This is a genomic window from Mycobacterium intermedium, from assembly GCF_002086275.1.
GTDB classification, from domain to species: Bacteria; Actinomycetota; Actinomycetes; order Mycobacteriales; family Mycobacteriaceae; genus Mycobacterium; species Mycobacterium intermedium.
Genome location: NZ_MVHT01000047.1, coordinates 34,415 through 48,988 on the forward strand (window position 1 = coordinate 34,415; position 14,574 = coordinate 48,988).

The window sequence follows — 14,574 nt, forward strand, 5'->3', positions numbered from 1 at the left end:
TCGCCGGGCACGCCGTCCATCCCACCACGGTAGGCCTGCGGCGACGCCCGATGCTCAGTGTGCGACCGGGCACCCGCCGGCGTAGTCCACCTGCCAATGCTTGATGCCGTTGAGCCAGCCCGATCGCAACCGGTCGGGAGCCGACAGCGGCACCAGGTCCGGCATGTGGTCTGCGATGGCGCCGAACATCAGGTTCAGCGTCATCCGGGCCAGGTTCGCGCCGATGCAGTAGTGCGCGCCGTGACCACCAAAGCCCAGGTGTGGGTTGTGATTTCGGGTGATGTCAGTCGAAGTTGGCCGAGCGGTACAGCATGACGACCCGCTGGCCCTTCTTGATGGTCACACCGGACAGTTCGACGTCCTGCAGTGCGGTGCGTTGGAAGGACGTGACCGGAGTGCCCCAGCGCACGATCTCGTCGGCCGCGGTTTCCGGGCGCCCCCGCTTGAACAGTTCCCACTGGTCGGGGAATTCGGTGAAGGCCATCATGCCCTGGGTGATCGAATTGCGCGTGGTCTCGTTGCCGGCCACCGCCAACATGAGCGCAAACCAGCCGAACTCGTCGTCGGACAACTTTTCGCCGTCGATGTCGGCCTCGAAGCCGACATGTCAAACCTCCTGCGTCGACGGTGCCGGGACGACATCTGCAGCCATCGCTTCGATCGCAAGGAACGCGAAAGTCATCGCCGGAGCGAGTGTTCCACCCGCCCCGGGATAAGACGGACCCATCACGCTGACCGTCGTGTTGCCCGCCGCGTACAGGTCGGCGATCGGATGCCCGACGGCGTCGAGGACACGTCCGCTGGTGTCGGTGCGCAGCCCGGACTTGGTGCCGAGGTCGCCGGGCACCACCTGGACCGCATAGAAGGGTGCGGTGTCGACCGGGCCGAGCGATGGATTGGGCTTGACCCGAGGGTCGGTGTAGTGGACGTCGTTGAGCGTCTCGCCGCGATGGAAGTCGGGATCGGTTCCACGGCTTGCGAATTCGTTGAACCGCTGCACGGTCTGTTCGAGGTTGGCGACGGGCACGTCGATGTCGGTGGCCAAGCTGGCCAGCGTGTCCGCCTTGTGCAGCCAGCCCCGGCCGGGCCGCAGCCGCTGTGCGACCCGGCTGTCCGGTTGCAGCATGCCGGGTTCGATCGGGCCGATCGGAAACTTCTTGCGGTACTTGGCGTCGAAGATCATCCAGGCCGGAATCGCCTTGCCCGTCTGAGCGTGTGCGGCGTACATCGCCTTGCCGATGTTGTTGTAGTTGCTCGCCTCGTTGACGAAGCGGCGGCCGTCGCGATCGACGAAGAAGCTCCACGGCAGGCTTTTCTCGATCACCAGCACCCACGCCGTCGGTTCGCCCGGCGGCAGCACCGCCGGTGTCCACCAGCAGTTGTCCATCGTCGCGGTGTCGAGGTCGGCGCCCGTCGTCGTGCGCGTCGGGCAGGCGGTGATGGTTCCGGCCGGGATTCCCCACGGAATCCGAAACGTCGGGACGCAGCGTTGCTCCTACCTGGCCGTGACCGGCCCCGGTGAATACCAGAAGGTGCTGGTGGACAAGGGAAGTCAGGCATGAGCACCGGCAGGACCGTCGTCGTCACCGGCAGTTTGTCCGGGCTGGGGCGCGCAACCAAGGAGGCGCTTGAGGCCGAGGGGGTACACGTGATCGGGGTGGACCTGCGGGACGCCGATATCATCGCCGATTTGTCCGAGCCGGCTGTAGTCGGCTCATGGTGCTGATGTGACCATTGAGACTGGCCAGCCACAAGGCGCAAGCATGCACCATGCGTCTTTCAGTTTTGATGGCGTATGCGCTATCAGGCGGCGTCGCAGGGCGATCGGTAACGTGAGAACCCAGTAACCGGGAGGTCGCGTTGAAGGCAAGGTTGGCCGCGGGAGCGGCACTCGTCGGTGCGTTGGGCTGGGGTGGCCTGCGCGCGTTGGTCGCATGGATCGAGCAGAACCCCGATCCGCTGACGCGCGAACAGCTTCTCGCCGAACCCCAGGGCGACGAGGTCACGATCGCCCGCCCGGACGGGACGTTGCTACGCGTGGTGACCGCCGGCGAAGGACCCACGGTGGTTCTGGTTCACGGCTACACCGTCACCGTCGCCGAATGGAACGTCGTCTGGGATGAGCTGCTGGCCCGGGGTTACCGCGTCATCGGCCTCGACCAACGAGGCCACGGGCGTTCCACACTCGGCTCCGAGGGGATCGGATCAAAGCCCATGGCCGCCGACATCGCCGCGCTGCTGGAACATTTCGACGTTCGTGACGCCGTGCTCGTCGGGCACTCGATGGGCGGATTCGTCAGCATCCGAGCGCTATTGGACCATCCCCACCTGGCGTCGAGGTTGCGGGGATTGGTGTTGTTTGCGACGTGGGCGGGCCGCGTGATGGATGGAGCGCCGCAGAACAAGGTGCAGATCCCGCTGCTCGAGTACGGCATTCTGCAACGACTGATTCGGAACAAGACGGTTGCAACGCTGTTCGGGGCGGCCCAGTGTGGGGCGCGTCCCTCGCCGGCGATGGTCCGGGTGCTTACCGAAGGGTTTCAGCAGCACGTCGAAGAACACGGGCCCCACCTGGAGATTGTGCGGGCCTTCTCCCGCGAGGACCGCTACCCGCGGTTGGGCGAGATCATGGTTCCGACGGTGGTCATGGTGGGGGCGGCCGACCGCACCACGCCGCCCAACCACTCGCGTCGGATGGCCGCCGGAATTCCGGGTGCACGTCTGGTGACGGTGCCTGCTGCGGGGCATGGGCTCAATTGGGAGGCGCCTGACGAATTGGTCAAAGTCATCGAATCGTTTGGGGTGCAGCAGGATTCGCTTTCCGGATAGACCGGCCAGCGGCCACTGGCTCGGCATGTCTGAAATTGCCTGATGTGCGGGGGCGTCAAATTCGCTATGTTGCTGAGACGCGCGGCAAATCGTGCCCACACCCTTAAGGAGCCAAATGGCAATGAAGGTTTCGATGATGGCAGCCGCGGTCGCGGCGACCGCACTGGTAGCGGGTGGGGCACTCGCGGGGTGCGGGGGTGACAAAGAGTCACATCCCGCGTCGTCAACAACATCCTCAGCGGCTTCGTCCGCGTCTGCGTCTGGGTCGCCGACGTCGAGCACCCCCGCGGCGCAGCCGGGGGATTACAGCGGTCTGCTGCTCAAGACCGATGACATCGGCGTGCCCGGCAACACCTGGACTCTCACGCAGAAGCCCGGCACCAACCCGCCGGGCGTTGAAGGTGTCTACCTCAACCAGGACAACACTCGCAAGATCGAGATCTCGATCTACGTCTACGCCAACCCCGGCGAGGCCGCCCAGGCGCTGGACCAGAACTCGAAGATGATTCCGGAGCTGAGCACCAAAGCGACGCCGGAGCCGACCGACGTGGGCGACGCCAGCGTGGTTGCCGTCGGACCGTCGCCCGACGGTGCGAAGGCGAAGGGGATCGTGATGTTCACCCAGGGCAAGGTGTTCACCGTCGTTGAACTCGAGAGTGCCCCCGACGACCCGGTGAGCCAAGACTTCATCCTGGAGCTCAGCAAGAAGCAGGACGCCGCGATCAAGTCCGGGTTGCCTCAGTGACCGCGGGTTAGGCGCGGATCGACCGCGGCCGGCGCGACCGGGTGGCTTACAGGCTGCCCGGCGTGCCGACGGGAACCTGCACGCCCAGCCAGTTGCAGGGCAGCCAGGTTTGCCACGCGACAAGCCCGCATTGCTGTTCGGGCGTCAGTGGGCTGGGCCCGGCGCAGGGCGGAGTGGCGGGACCGCCGCAAACATTGGGATCGGCTGATGCCACGCCCAAATTTGCGAAAGTAGTTGCGCCGATCGCCAATGTGATGGCGGCGGCGGCCGAACAATATCGAATGCGATTCATGGCGAGCTCGAATCTGTCGAAGATTGACGAATCTTAACGCTGACGCCGGACAGCGGTAACCCCGTTTTTCGGTACGGGCTAGGGCCTGCCTAGTGCATCTGTCTGGTTGCCGACGTCCACTGCTGGCCGTCGAAATACCGCAGCACGTTGGGGTCGCGGGTGTCGGGGTACCAACCGGGTTCGGTCGTGGGCTGCCATCCGTGGGGGACGTACGGCTCGGACTTGGATGAATCCGCCAGCCGAACTACCAGCAGGATGATGCCGGTGATGACGGCGGCCGCGAAGAGACCCACGAGGAGCAAAAGCAACAAGGCGGCCACGAACCCATCATCCCCGATCCGAACTGGTCGTTGACGACGGTTCTCGGTCGTGACGTGAATATGCGTTGTCGGCAGCGCCGCTCAACGGATGGCAGCCGGGGGAGAGCGGAGGTGCGTACAACACCGTGTCGCATTCGAGGCACCGCCAGGTCATGTGGCCGCCACGGCGCGCGCAGTCGCACGGTTGATGTCCAACCTGCGCACGGTGTCCGCCGAGTAGATGGCCGTGGGGACAGCGCTCGGGCGGACGCACCATCCACGTGCCGGTGGTGCAGCGGACCAAGTCGCCGACGGCAGCCATGTGCTGACCGTAGATCGTGGCTACGACGGTTCCGGCGTCATCTGCTGGAAAAGGGGGCTGCTGGACCGGATACCTCGCGCGCGCCTAATCAAAAGTCGTGTAGATCAACGAATTCGTGACGCGACGTGCGCCTCGCCAAGCCCGGCCAGATGACTGACTGGTCGTGTGGATCCCGAACGGATGCCACCACGGCGCGGGGAGGTGGCTTACCCCACGGAAGTTTGGCTGAGCCGAGGCTCTGCAACGGGCCGTTCCCAGCTGACTCGCCAAACAGATTGTTAATAAACGGGATTCGTTGCGATCTGCCGCCGCTTCCGGTATGAGACTCCATTGTGGGAACAAGTTCTGAGACTCTGCGACGTGGCAATTAGGTGCTTGCAGCAGGTCCCGTAGGCCGTCTCAGTTCTTTAGTTTTGCGACGTTAGCTCGCGACTAAAAAGTCCCGTCCGTCGGGCGCTGCCAGACTCTAGGGCCGGAGCGGGTTCAACCCGGTACAACATGCGACCTCTAGGGAACGGATCAAATCGAAGAATTGGCACGTCGTGACGACGCGTGCTTAATCAAATTGGGAAGCCTCGGGGATAAGGATTGTCACGCGCGCCCGGATGATCCCGTCGTCGCTCTTCGCCCAGATCCTCGCCTCACCTGTTGCCAGACTGCCCTGCCGCGCGATGCGCAGGAGGCCATCGGTGTACGAGGCAGCAAGGTCGGCGTCGAGGTAGCCGACGTGGTTCTGCCCGACCATCACGGCGACGGCGTTGGGGTCGTGCTCATTCCATGGCTCGGGAACGAGGATGCAGCGGACCGACTTTAGGGTCACACCACCGTCGGTGATCGGCATACCGGCTTCCTTGAAAACCCGGCGGATGTCTTTGGCGCGGTAAGTCTCACCGACAACCTCGACCTGCTCTTCGAGGGGATGGCGCGGCTCCTCAAGCGTCGCGGTAGCGACGACATCCGCAAGTGGAGTCTTTGGGTTTCGGCCGTTCGCCCTTGTCGGGGGCGTTGCCTGGCGCGTGTAGGCAGTGACCAACGATGAATTGTGCGTGGCAGGTAGAGCGGGTACAGCCGACTCGGCCGGCTCTGGCGCGGGAATTCGCGTGTAGTGATCGGTCCACCTGGCGCCGTCCCACCAGCGGAGCTGGTTGGTGCCTGCGGGGTCCGGGCACCACATAGGCGGAGGCAACGACTGCGGGTACTGGCCGGGTTCCACATCGCCTCCTAAGCGTTTGGCTAACTAATGCTACGAGCAGTCACGAAATTGTGTGGGCGGTATGGCGGGACTTTCGGAGGTCCCTTCCCGCGTGGTCCCGGCGTATACCGCCGCGACTATTCGTGTTGCAAGGGATCTATCCGGGGACGACTGCGATTAGATATAGGGGTTGGAGGTTCAAGTTGAGGGGACCGCAGTGCGAGGGCGTGCGCGATGGCTGGGCATGGTGGAATCGTCACGCGACGAATGCCTTAACGCAGTCGAGTTCTACAACCGCCCTGGAAGCCGCCGTCCGCTTGAAGCGTTCCTCGTGCACATGCACATCGCGTGGCTTTATCTATTGCAGGCGGAATTTGAGCAAGCCGGGATCAACTACTCGTACCTTGTTAGCACTAAGCCTCGCCGGTACATGAAGGTCGACGGGGAAAGGAAGTCGTGGGACCTGTACCGAAGTGTCGCTGAGCGTTGGCCCGATCCGCAGCACCCCGTTCGCAAGAACTTGGAACTCACGATCCGGTTAAGGAACAAGATTGAGCATCGGCATGAGCACGGTCTAGTGGTCGCGTCTGCTGGCTTCTGCCAGGCGCTGGTCCTCAACTACGAGGCCGAGATGACGGAGAAGTTCGGCTCGCGCATGTCCGTCGCTTCGCTGGTGCATCTTCCAGTCTCGCTCAGCACTTTCAACGAGGAAGGAGTAAAGACTCTCGTTGCCGCGCAACTATCGCTACCAAAGAGGTTGAGAAACTTTTTCATCGACTTCCGCAGCGGTCTCGGCGAAGACGTCTTGAATGACCGCCGGTTCGAATTTCGGGTCGAGTTAGTTCAGAAGCGCGCACCGAGCGGGGACGCTGATTTAGCAGTTAGTTTCGTTCGCGAAGCCGACCTGTCGGAGGGTGAACGAAAGGCATACGAGGCGCTGGAAAAGACCGGTCGGGTCATCGTGCGTGATAAGTTTCGCCCTGTTACGAACCTTGGCCGGTTTCGGCCTAGCGACGTGTGTAGGCGCGTCGAGGCTGCGATCCCGTTCAGGTTCAGTGCCTCAGCAGAGTTCCCCCAGGCATGGAAGAACCTCAAACTTCGTCCTTCCAGCACGGCTCGGGGAGATGCGAAGAAGATTACGGACGAACGCTACTGCTTCTACGACGAAGTGCATCGCGACTACGTCTATACGCAGGCATGCGTTGATCTGTTGATCAGAAAGTGCGGGACCGAGGCTGGCTTCATCGAGGTTATCGGCCGCAAACCGCGCCTAAAGGCTACACAGGAGCTACTTTCGTCGTAGCTCTGCGGCAGAAATTGTCGCTGACCACGTCAGAGAGCGAACTCAGAGTCACCGGAATCTGGGACGGGGTCACGCCAATCGTCGGGCATTTCAATTTTTGCCTTCATATCTGCGTGTTCTTCTAATAGATAAAGCAAATTACCGCCGTCGATGAGTTCGATCGGCTTGTTCTGCGCGAACTCGAACGAGGCTTTGCCGTATCCGCTCGTTGTTACAAGTATTCCCTTCGACGCGCCTTCGTTTTGCAAGGTGCCGAATAGGTCCCGTACCGCAGACACCCCAACAGTGTGCTTGTACCGCTTGGCTTGGATCACGACCTTGCCGCCGAATATGGGCCGGGTGTCGTAGGCTACACAGTCCACCCCGCCATCTCGTGAAGACCGTGTTTGCTTGGCCTCTAGCCCCATGTTGGTGAACAAATTTTGAATCAGGGATTCGAATTCGGCAGGGGTGAGCTCCATAAGGTTGGGGCGGTCATCCATTGCTCCCAAAGTGTCGGTTTCGGCGATAAATCGCGGGTCCACCATAGAGAATTCAAGCAACGGGCGGACTGGGAGCAACTCAGCGGGACTGCGGGACACGCTGGCGGACAAATGTTTTAGGCAAGCACCTGGATCGACATGGGCAAGCTCGAATTCGGTGAATACGTCCCGAGTTACACGCACTGTGAGCAAACATGGACGAACAGGTCGACCGCTTCGCGGATCGAGGGTTTCTACGATACCGTTGAATACGACGACGTCGATGTTGCCTCCCGTATCTGAGGCAAATACGTGGGCTAGGCATAACAAGCTTAATTGCGCTATCACGCTGGCGTACATTGATTTTATCTGCGTTGCTGGCCGGGCCGCCTTTGTGATACTGTCCCGACTCTTCACGTAGCGATAGGACTTCACCTCGGGCACCACTTTGACTGTCGGTAATTCAAACTCGACTACCAACTGCCGCGAATCGCGCGAGTAGGCAACCTTGGCGCTGGGTTGGATGCCAGCCGGAAGCACCATCGAATCAAGGACCGCGGTGGCATAGGCGGTTACTCCATCTGGGTCACCTTCGCGTGCTTGCAGGTAAGTCCACTCTGGCGGTGTTTGGCGCATATGCGCGAGACCATCGGCAAGGAGGTTGGTGAGGTCCCGTATGCATGCTTCGATGCGTCTGTTCTCGGCCTCTACTTGAGGTACCAGCCCGGCGGCGGCAGCGACCACGCGAGCAACTTCCAGTTCGTCAAAATTGGCGCCCTCCGCCCAGCGCTGCCTTTCATAGGCCATCCTGCGAGCCTCTGCGGCTTCCCTCTCTCTTTTGGCGGCGATAGCCGCAGCTTCGGCGGCTTTGCGTGCCTGTGTTTCTTCTGCGATCCTCGCCTTTTCTGCCTGCTCGACAGCGAGTGCTCGGGCTTCCTGCTCCCGCTTGGATTTGGCCCGCGCATTCAGCGCCGCACCGACGAATACCGCTACCGCGACTGGCAAAACTACAAACCAGTACTTAACTAAGAGGGCGGCGACTACGAGGATGGCAATGATGGCCAGAACGGCTTGCATGAGCAGTAGGTTACGTCGCGGCTAGGACAGCGAGAAGGGATTAGACAACGCCTCAAGGAGGTGCGTGCCGCGGTCCGGTTGCCAACGGCGTCGTTGTCTTGGTGCGCACCTCCGAGCTGAAAGCCGCGTTGCGCTTTAGCTACGCGCTCACCGTAAGCGAGCTACGCCGCAACTGACCACCTGGCCGTCAAATGTGACGCTGTCGTGATAACCGGTCTCGTCGGTCTTGAAGGCAACCCCCCATACGAACGGCTGGAGCAGATACGGGTCCCTATCGGCGGTAGCTGCGGCCTGAGCTCGTTACAGCCAGGGTGCTGACGGTGGTCATCACGTAACCCATGCCAATTCGCGCTTTCAAATGTCACACTGTGCTGACCCATATCGGAAAGATGCAGGTCAGCACGATATATGCGGGTTCGATTCCTGGCAGCTCCGCTTGGTCTGGCGCTGACAAACATGAGCCGCCCCGGCTCTAGAGATGGCCTGACCGCGGATGTTGGCCCAGGTCAAGGTGGCACAAGGGGAACGATGGGCCTGGCAGGCGCGGCATATTGCATGTATGTTGCATGAGATTTCCCTAGCGGAGCTAGGTACATGCTTCGAACTGCGCAAACTGTGGTGCGCGATACTGGGATTGAACCAGTGACCTCTTCCGTGTCAGGGAAGCGCTCTCCCGCTGAGCTAATCGCGCTGGGAGCTGAAAATGGAGGTGGAGACGGGAATCGAACCCGTGTGCACGGCTTTGCAGGCCGTTGCCTCACCACTCGGCCACTCCACCGCTGGGGTTGATGCCACTTGCACCTTCGAGCGGACGACGGGATTCGAACCCGCGACCCTCACCTTGGCAAGGTGATGCGCTACCAACTGCGCTACGTCCGCGCGCAACGGGCGAGATCGTCGCCCGGTGCGAAGCACGACGATAGTCCAGTGAGCGTGTGCACACAAATTCCTTGGTCACGGCGTGTCTCGGGTGGTCCAGGACCCGCTTTTGAGCCCCTGGCGTGCCCGCCCGACACACGAAGCGTGCTAGTCTTCGACGTCGTTCGCCTCTCGGCGCCGGTCCCGTGGCTCAGTGGAAGAGCGTCCGCTTCACACGCGGAAGGTCGCTGGTTCGATCCCAGCCGGGACCACAAGGTCAGAGCGTTATTCTCCTATGTCGCACAACAACCGCACAACATCGGTTGGGCTTGACGTGACACCTCTTGAGCGAAAATCAATCCGGCGGTTCGCGCATGGCTCCCGTTCTACTGCCCAATAGGAAGCCATAGACTTGCCTCGGCAGATGACCCCCCATTTGCCCTTGGAACGCCGAGGCCCTGCCAGAGCGGACTCCAGCAGGGCTCGCGTTGCACCATAGGGCGACGTCACGGTCCTACGCGATGCCGGGTTGTGCAGTATGCGCTGACAACCCAATTTGCCGCTGCGAGTTAGCTTGTGGCGATTGCTGAAGCGTCCACGCCCCTGAGAGACAACTATCGGGACACCCTTGTATAAGACAGCGACTGAACGGCTCCTTGAGTCTGGCGCTTTCGACCTGAAGGGCTGTGGTGTCGACCTGGCAGCTGATATCCGCGCTGCAAACGACGACGACCCGCAAATCTGGTCTGATATCAAGGCGACGATCAGGGCGATTCAGGCCGGGACGTGCAGACGCAAAGAAGCCGGTGACATCCCCCCAGATGGCGACTGGGATGCACCCATGGCGAAGCGCAAGAATGAGGATATCGGCGAGATTCGTCGCGCCATCGATAGTACGGGCCGTCTCTATCGGCTATACGTCCACGCGCCGTCAAAACCGCCTGGAACACTGCTGCTCCTGCATCTTGCCTGGAAGCCGTCGAACAACTTGGGCGGTATCGGCGTTCAGGACACCCAGATCGACGAGGCGGCTAGGCGCCTACAACAGTGGTACTCGCAACAGACCACATGAGTATCACCCGCCTTGCTGGCCAAATGATGTTGCGGTTAACCTCAACATTGTGTGGGACTTGGATGACATCGAACGTTCTGCCGGTCTGGATCCAGACAGCGCGGACTATCGCCTGCGCGAAGCCCTTGCGCAGGAGGACTCCGAACTCCTCGAAAAGCTTGTGCAGTTGCGCAAGGACAAAGGTCTGACACAGCAGGCGGTTGCGGAGAGGATGCACCGCGATAAGGCTGCGGTTTCGAATTTCGAGCGGCTAAGTTCAGACCCACATTTGTCGACGATCAGGCGTTACGCTGCGGCGATTGGTGCCATTGTTACTCATGGAGTTGCCGACTTCGAGGTTCTAGAGTCTAGCGATTACACGATGACCGCGACCCGGCAGATCGCAAGCGAATTTGCGCAACTCATTGACACTCTAGGCGGCGAAGTCGGGTGGGACTCGCCGGAGACGGCTGCGCGTAGCAATGTCATCCCGATTCGCCGATCCATTCGCAGACGTCAGGCACCCCGACAGAGCAACCCGATTCCGCAGTCTTGTTATGGCTGCTGAAGAAACGGACCTCTTCAAGCCTTCGTCTGGCAGCGAACTCCGCGATGAGATTGCGACATTGCGGATGCGGACTTTCAACCGTGTGTCCGCCACTGCGCCAGGCGATTTTCTAATGACCCTGATGGGCTACGAAGTTTCCAACGATAGCGAGGCGCCTGCCGATCAGGAGGACGGCAACGACCAAGAACCAAGACAGGACGGCAAGTCCAGGCAGATCCACCTTCTAGTTTTCGTGTCAGTGCGGCCCACAGTGTTCGGTGTCAGGGCGGGACTTCGCGTGGAGGATACGAAGCACTTGATTGCCGCCGACAGCGCGGTTGAGTACAGCTGGAAGCGCCCGGTGGAATACAACCCCACCGTGGTGCGTGAGTTTCTCACGATAGAGGCCGTCCCGCGTTTGATTACATACGTGTGGACCGTCATCAATGAGCTAGCCCAGACCCAAGGCTTTAACGTGCAGTATCACCCCCTGCGGATGCCGGAGTCTGACGTTGTGGAGATGGTGATGAAGCAGTTCGAGGCGGGCCGCGAGTCAGGTTCCTACGCAATGCCGAACTGATTGCGCCTGCTCCGGGCGTGCTCTGCCAGCAAGGCGCGAGTCGAGCGCTGCTTCATAGGGAAGCCGCGTCAGTTCAAAGTGGCCGTCGCCGGAACATGTATTCGACGACTTGGCCGTAGCCCTGCTTGCCTTCGAGGTCGCTGGGCCGTAGGTGGGCGATGCCCGGCAGGTCATTGACCTTGCTGACCCACACTCCGCTAGGGAGCTGGCGGGCGGCGTGCGAGCATCCATCGAGGTCGGGCCATTGATACAGGGCGATCTTCTCGATTCCCGGCTCCGGCGAGGGGTCGAATGCGCACAGCCGGTAGCCCACCGTCTCGAAGGCGGCGATGTAGGTGGTCATCGAATGTGCGTAGTCGGCCAGTGGCCAGAAGCAGTGGTCAGGCAGGCCGTGGGCGGCACACCGGCGGCCGGCGGCCCTGGCGGCGAAAGGGTGCCACCATCGGGTCTGGTCGCCGGCGGCCCAGGCGATGCAGTTGTATTGCTCGGTTTTGGGTAGCACGATCCGGTAGTTGATGCGCTTGAGTACCGGGAGCGCGGTTTCCAGCATTGCTTCGGCGATGCGGCCCCGGGTGCCGGCCCGGTAGCCGTACCGTCCGGGGCGCGGTCCCAGAGAGTAGGGGCCGCTCATCAGGCGGTCGATCGGGTAGTCGACGTAGGTCATGTCAGAACGGGGCGGAGGGTCGGTCGTGGATACGCCAGCGGGTCGTAACCGCTGGGCTTCACCGATCGGGACAAGTAGCTCCGATGCGGGGCGGCGGTGGTCAGTTGGTCGGGACTTGTGCGCCCGTTCAGGATCCTTCGGGTCATCCACTCCGGCGGCTGACTCTGCGGCCGGTGCCAGGGGCCGACGATGGTTGTCTGTCCACCGGCGACCGGTGCCAGCACGTCGAACGCGATCACCGCGGCGGCAATGCAGTCGGGTTGATGCTGTCCGGCCTGCCAGCGCACGGCCGCGGTCTCGAAATCGGGCAGGTTGCCCGCGATGACGCACCGGCCCGTTTCGAGGGCTTGCAGCATTGCCGCGGAGCGGGTGACGGCATCGCCCTTGCGGGGATGCCCCTTTGGTGGCCATCCGCGCACGGAGATGTGCCTGGCACCCTCGCTGCGTGCGAGGGCTTCACGCACGATTCGGACGTAGGTCGCGCCGCTCGCGAAGGCTTCAACGTGTATCTCGGACGCGCCGACGTCGAGCGCCAGGGCGATAGCGGCTCGCGCCCATTCGTCGCTGGTCATCTTGCCGGTGGCGTCGGCGATCAGGTGGACCCGACCGTTAGCGGCCAAGGTGGCGGCGATGATGCCTGCGGCGTCACGCTCGCCGCTGTCGGCGGGGTCCACCGCCACGACGGTCCGAACGGGGTGAGGCGGTGCGGCGGGTAGGCGCCAGTGATCAAGCCAGTCTTGCTTGATCAGGCCGCCTTCGGGGCTGCTTGGTACTCCTTGGAAGAGTGCGTACCAGGCTCGCTCGCCGACTGACCTGCGTAGGTCGGTGAACTGGTCACGGGTGCGGCCCAGTGCGGAGGTCATCGCCGCACCCGGTAAGCGGCCCAGCGCATCAGGGATGCCAGCTTCGGCAACGGCCGGGATGTTGATATGCCGCCACCTGTCGGGTTCCTCGCGCAACAGTGAGCCGATCAGGTCAGTTTCGTGCCAGCGCGTACCGATAATGACCACCGACCCGCCGGGGTGAACACGGGTCATGAGGGTTGCGCGGAACTCGGCGAGCACGCGGGCGCGACTGGCCGCGCTGTCGGCTTCGGCGGCGTTCTTGGTGGCGTCGTCGACGAGCAAGAGTCCGGCTCCGAAGCCGGTGACACCTGATGTGATCCCGACTGCGAGAAGGCCGCCGGACCGGCCGGCCACGGCCCACCTGGCCGCGCTGGTCTTGTCGGCCGAGAGCCGAAAGCCCAGCACGTCGTGATGTTCCTCGACCAGCGCGCGTGCGGTACGGGAATGCTCCCACGCTAATGAGTCGGCGTAGGACGCCAGGATCACTCGTTCGTCGGGGTTATTCATCAGCGCGAATAGCGTGCCGACCACCGCCACGGTGGTCGACTTCGATTCCCGTGGAGGGCACGTGATGATGACGCGGCGATCCGGTTGGGTGATGGCGTCGAGTAGGGCGTCAGAGATCAGTGCCACCGCTGGGGTCACGCGGTAATTGAGGACTACCCGCCGCCCTAGCTCGGCGGGGCTTGCTGGTCGTTGGCGTTGGCGGTGTTCGGCTAGGGCGCGAGCGGCCACCAGTGCACGCGGCGTCACGACACCGCCCGCAGCCCTGATCGGATGCACGCCAGTTCGACGCTGCCGGGGCCGCCGTCATCGGTCAGGTGAAGCGCGGCGCAGACGTCGCGGTGCCCGGCGGTCCCGGTGGTGAACAGCTTTCCGGCGACGGTCAGCACGGCGGGCCAGCATCGCTCGAGTATCGGGACAACGCCGTGTGCGGCTTCCGGGCCGCCGGTGGCGATGAGTATTTTCCAGTCGGCGCAGTTGGTCGGTAGCACGTGCTGCATGTCGCGCGGGCCGGGGGCTGTGTATCGACCGGCCAAACGGGCGAGGGCGCGTGCTTCACACCAGGGGCCGGCGTAGGCGATCGGCCCGACTGCGCTTGAGGGCGGTTCGTCGTATTCGGTGCGCGCCGGTCCGGTGTCAAGCACCGCCTGATGTATCCGCCCGCCGAGCACCACCGCGGCAACGGCGTGGCCGGCTTCGTGAAACGCCGATGCCAGGCGATCCTGCTCGGCGGCGTCGGTCCGCAATTGCGCTGCGATGCTGGCCCAGGTGGTCCTGGTCAGGTCGTTACTCATCGGCGAGGCTCCTGCTGCTCGTCACGGGTGTTGGGTCGTCGTGGGTCGTGGGGGGGGGGGGGGGGGGGGGGGGCGGGCCCCCCCCCCCCCCCCCCCCCCCCCCCCCCCCCCCCCCCCCCGGGGGGGGGGGGGGGGGGGGGGCCGGGGGGGGCGGGGGGGGCGGGGGGGGGGGGGGGGGGGGGGGGGGGGGGGGGGGGGGGGGGGGGGGGGG

General features: G+C 63.0%; 15 protein-coding genes, 4 tRNA genes and 3 pseudogenes. 10 read left to right on the forward strand and 12 right to left on the reverse strand.

What is annotated here, in order from left to right:
- Window positions 1–54: 54 nt before the first annotated feature.
- Window positions 55–595 (reverse strand): annotated as a pseudogene (locus BST27_RS33155) (cytochrome P450); the annotation flags it as partial.
- A 12-nt stretch (window positions 596–607) separates the two neighbouring features.
- Entirely contained in the window at window positions 608–1,387 is a 780-nt protein-coding gene (locus tag BST27_RS33160; protein WP_069419646.1) for an FAD-binding protein, read from the reverse strand.
- On the opposite strand from BST27_RS33160, the gene BST27_RS31420 reads away from it, so the two are divergent.
- The 5 genes and pseudogenes from BST27_RS31420 to BST27_RS33165 all read left to right on the forward strand — a co-directional run bounded on the left by BST27_RS31420 (window position 1,380) and on the right by BST27_RS33165 (window position 3,903).
- Window positions 1,380–1,562, forward strand: a complete 183-nt coding sequence (locus tag BST27_RS31420) for a cupin domain-containing protein (protein ID WP_139805207.1) — start codon at window positions 1,380–1,382, stop codon at window positions 1,560–1,562. The two genes, BST27_RS33160 and BST27_RS31420, sit on opposite strands and share 8 nt — an antisense overlap.
- Window positions 1,559–1,702: pseudogene (locus tag BST27_RS31425) on the forward strand (SDR family oxidoreductase); the annotation flags it as partial. The gene BST27_RS31420 and the pseudogene BST27_RS31425, both read left to right, overlap by 4 nt.
- 158 nt (window positions 1,703–1,860) lie before the next feature.
- Window positions 1,861–2,829 (forward strand): alpha/beta fold hydrolase, encoded by a 969-nt coding sequence (locus tag BST27_RS17255; protein WP_069419645.1) that lies wholly within the window; start codon window positions 1,861–1,863, stop codon window positions 2,827–2,829.
- Between the two features lie 115 nt (window positions 2,830–2,944).
- Entirely contained in the window at window positions 2,945–3,574 is a 630-nt protein-coding gene (locus BST27_RS17260; RefSeq protein ID WP_139805208.1) for a hypothetical protein, read from the forward strand.
- Window positions 3,575–3,636: 62 nt separating this feature from the next.
- Entirely contained in the window at window positions 3,637–3,903 is a 267-nt protein-coding gene (locus tag BST27_RS33165) for a hypothetical protein (protein ID WP_156789269.1), read from the forward strand.
- 52 nt (window positions 3,904–3,955) lie between these two features.
- Here the strand turns inward: BST27_RS33165 and BST27_RS17270 are convergent, their stop codons facing one another.
- The 3 genes and pseudogenes from BST27_RS17270 to BST27_RS35070 form a co-directional block, all read right to left on the reverse strand.
- Window positions 3,956–4,186, reverse strand: coding sequence for a DUF2510 domain-containing protein (locus BST27_RS17270; RefSeq protein ID WP_069419642.1), 231 nt, complete (start codon window positions 4,184–4,186; stop codon window positions 3,956–3,958).
- 857 nt (window positions 4,187–5,043) lie between these two features.
- The gene (locus tag BST27_RS31430; RefSeq protein ID WP_069419641.1) at window positions 5,044–5,520 is read right to left on the reverse strand and encodes an HIRAN domain-containing protein; all 477 of its coding nucleotides are present in this window, start codon (window positions 5,518–5,520) and stop codon (window positions 5,044–5,046) included.
- 54 nt (window positions 5,521–5,574) lie between these two features.
- A pseudogene (locus BST27_RS35070) lies at window positions 5,575–5,661 on the reverse strand (DUF2510 domain-containing protein); the annotation flags it as partial.
- Between the two features lie 262 nt (window positions 5,662–5,923).
- On the opposite strand from BST27_RS35070, the gene BST27_RS17280 reads away from it, so the two are divergent.
- The gene (locus tag BST27_RS17280; protein ID WP_079219694.1) at window positions 5,924–6,982 is read left to right on the forward strand and encodes a DUF3644 domain-containing protein; all 1,059 of its coding nucleotides are present in this window, start codon (window positions 5,924–5,926) and stop codon (window positions 6,980–6,982) included.
- 29 nt (window positions 6,983–7,011) lie between these two features.
- Here BST27_RS17280 and BST27_RS17285 read toward each other — a convergent pair whose 3' ends face one another.
- The 4 genes from BST27_RS17285 to BST27_RS17300 form a co-directional block, all read right to left on the reverse strand.
- Complete coding sequence (locus tag BST27_RS17285) at window positions 7,012–8,520, reverse strand: restriction endonuclease (protein ID WP_079219693.1); 1,509 nt, start codon at window positions 8,518–8,520, stop codon at window positions 7,012–7,014.
- A gap of 616 nt (window positions 8,521–9,136) precedes the next feature.
- Window positions 9,137–9,211: transfer RNA gene (locus BST27_RS17290), tRNA-Val, on the reverse strand.
- Window positions 9,212–9,224: 13 nt separating this feature from the next.
- Window positions 9,225–9,298: transfer RNA gene (locus BST27_RS17295), tRNA-Cys, on the reverse strand.
- A gap of 28 nt (window positions 9,299–9,326) precedes the next feature.
- Window positions 9,327–9,399, reverse strand: a tRNA-Gly gene (locus BST27_RS17300).
- A 179-nt stretch (window positions 9,400–9,578) separates the two neighbouring features.
- On the opposite strand from BST27_RS17300, the gene BST27_RS17305 reads away from it, so the two are divergent.
- The 4 genes from BST27_RS17305 to BST27_RS17320 all read left to right on the forward strand — a co-directional run bounded on the left by BST27_RS17305 (window position 9,579) and on the right by BST27_RS17320 (window position 11,556).
- A tRNA-Val gene (locus tag BST27_RS17305) sits at window positions 9,579–9,650 on the forward strand.
- 356 nt (window positions 9,651–10,006) lie between these two features.
- On the forward strand, window positions 10,007–10,450 hold the full coding sequence (locus BST27_RS17310) for a hypothetical protein (protein WP_069419637.1): 444 nt from the start codon (window positions 10,007–10,009) through the stop codon (window positions 10,448–10,450).
- A 49-nt stretch (window positions 10,451–10,499) separates the two neighbouring features.
- On the forward strand, window positions 10,500–10,997 hold the full coding sequence (locus BST27_RS17315; protein WP_069419636.1) for a helix-turn-helix domain-containing protein: 498 nt from the start codon (window positions 10,500–10,502) through the stop codon (window positions 10,995–10,997).
- Window positions 10,987–11,556 (forward strand): hypothetical protein, encoded by a 570-nt coding sequence (locus tag BST27_RS17320; RefSeq protein WP_069419635.1) that lies wholly within the window; start codon window positions 10,987–10,989, stop codon window positions 11,554–11,556. Before BST27_RS17315 ends, BST27_RS17320 begins: the two co-directional genes overlap by 11 nt.
- A 73-nt stretch (window positions 11,557–11,629) precedes the next feature.
- Here BST27_RS17320 and BST27_RS17325 read toward each other — a convergent pair whose 3' ends face one another.
- The 3 genes from BST27_RS17325 to BST27_RS17335 form a co-directional block, all read right to left on the reverse strand.
- On the reverse strand, window positions 11,630–12,220 hold the full coding sequence (locus BST27_RS17325) for a DUF7689 domain-containing protein (RefSeq protein WP_069419634.1): 591 nt from the start codon (window positions 12,218–12,220) through the stop codon (window positions 11,630–11,632).
- Window positions 12,217–13,710, reverse strand: a complete 1,494-nt coding sequence (locus BST27_RS17330; protein ID WP_197518115.1) for a terminase large subunit domain-containing protein — start codon at window positions 13,708–13,710, stop codon at window positions 12,217–12,219. The genes BST27_RS17325 and BST27_RS17330 overlap by 4 nt, the downstream gene beginning before the upstream one ends.
- Before the next feature lie 104 nt (window positions 13,711–13,814).
- Window positions 13,815–14,363, reverse strand: a complete 549-nt coding sequence (locus BST27_RS17335) for a hypothetical protein (protein ID WP_079219692.1) — start codon at window positions 14,361–14,363, stop codon at window positions 13,815–13,817.
- Window positions 14,364–14,574: the final 211 nt, after the last annotated feature.

Excerpts from the sequence above, each read along its gene's own strand:
- BST27_RS33160 (WP_069419646.1), bottom strand. The coding sequence starts at position 1,387 with ATGGACAACTGCTGGTGGACACCGGCGGTGCTGCCGCCGGGCGAACCG.
- BST27_RS17260 (WP_139805208.1), top strand. The coding sequence starts at position 2,945 with ATGGCAATGAAGGTTTCGATGATGGCAGCCGCGGTCGCGGCGACCGCA.
- BST27_RS17280 (WP_079219694.1), top strand. The coding sequence starts at position 5,924 with ATGGTGGAATCGTCACGCGACGAATGCCTTAACGCAGTCGAGTTCTAC.
- BST27_RS17285 (WP_079219693.1), bottom strand. The coding sequence starts at position 8,520 with ATGCAAGCCGTTCTGGCCATCATTGCCATCCTCGTAGTCGCCGCCCTC.
- BST27_RS17320 (WP_069419635.1), top strand. The coding sequence starts at position 10,987 with ATGGCTGCTGAAGAAACGGACCTCTTCAAGCCTTCGTCTGGCAGCGAA.
- BST27_RS17325 (WP_069419634.1), bottom strand. The coding sequence starts at position 12,220 with ATGACCTACGTCGACTACCCGATCGACCGCCTGATGAGCGGCCCCTAC.
- BST27_RS17335 (WP_079219692.1), bottom strand. The coding sequence starts at position 14,363 with ATGAGTAACGACCTGACCAGGACCACCTGGGCCAGCATCGCAGCGCAA.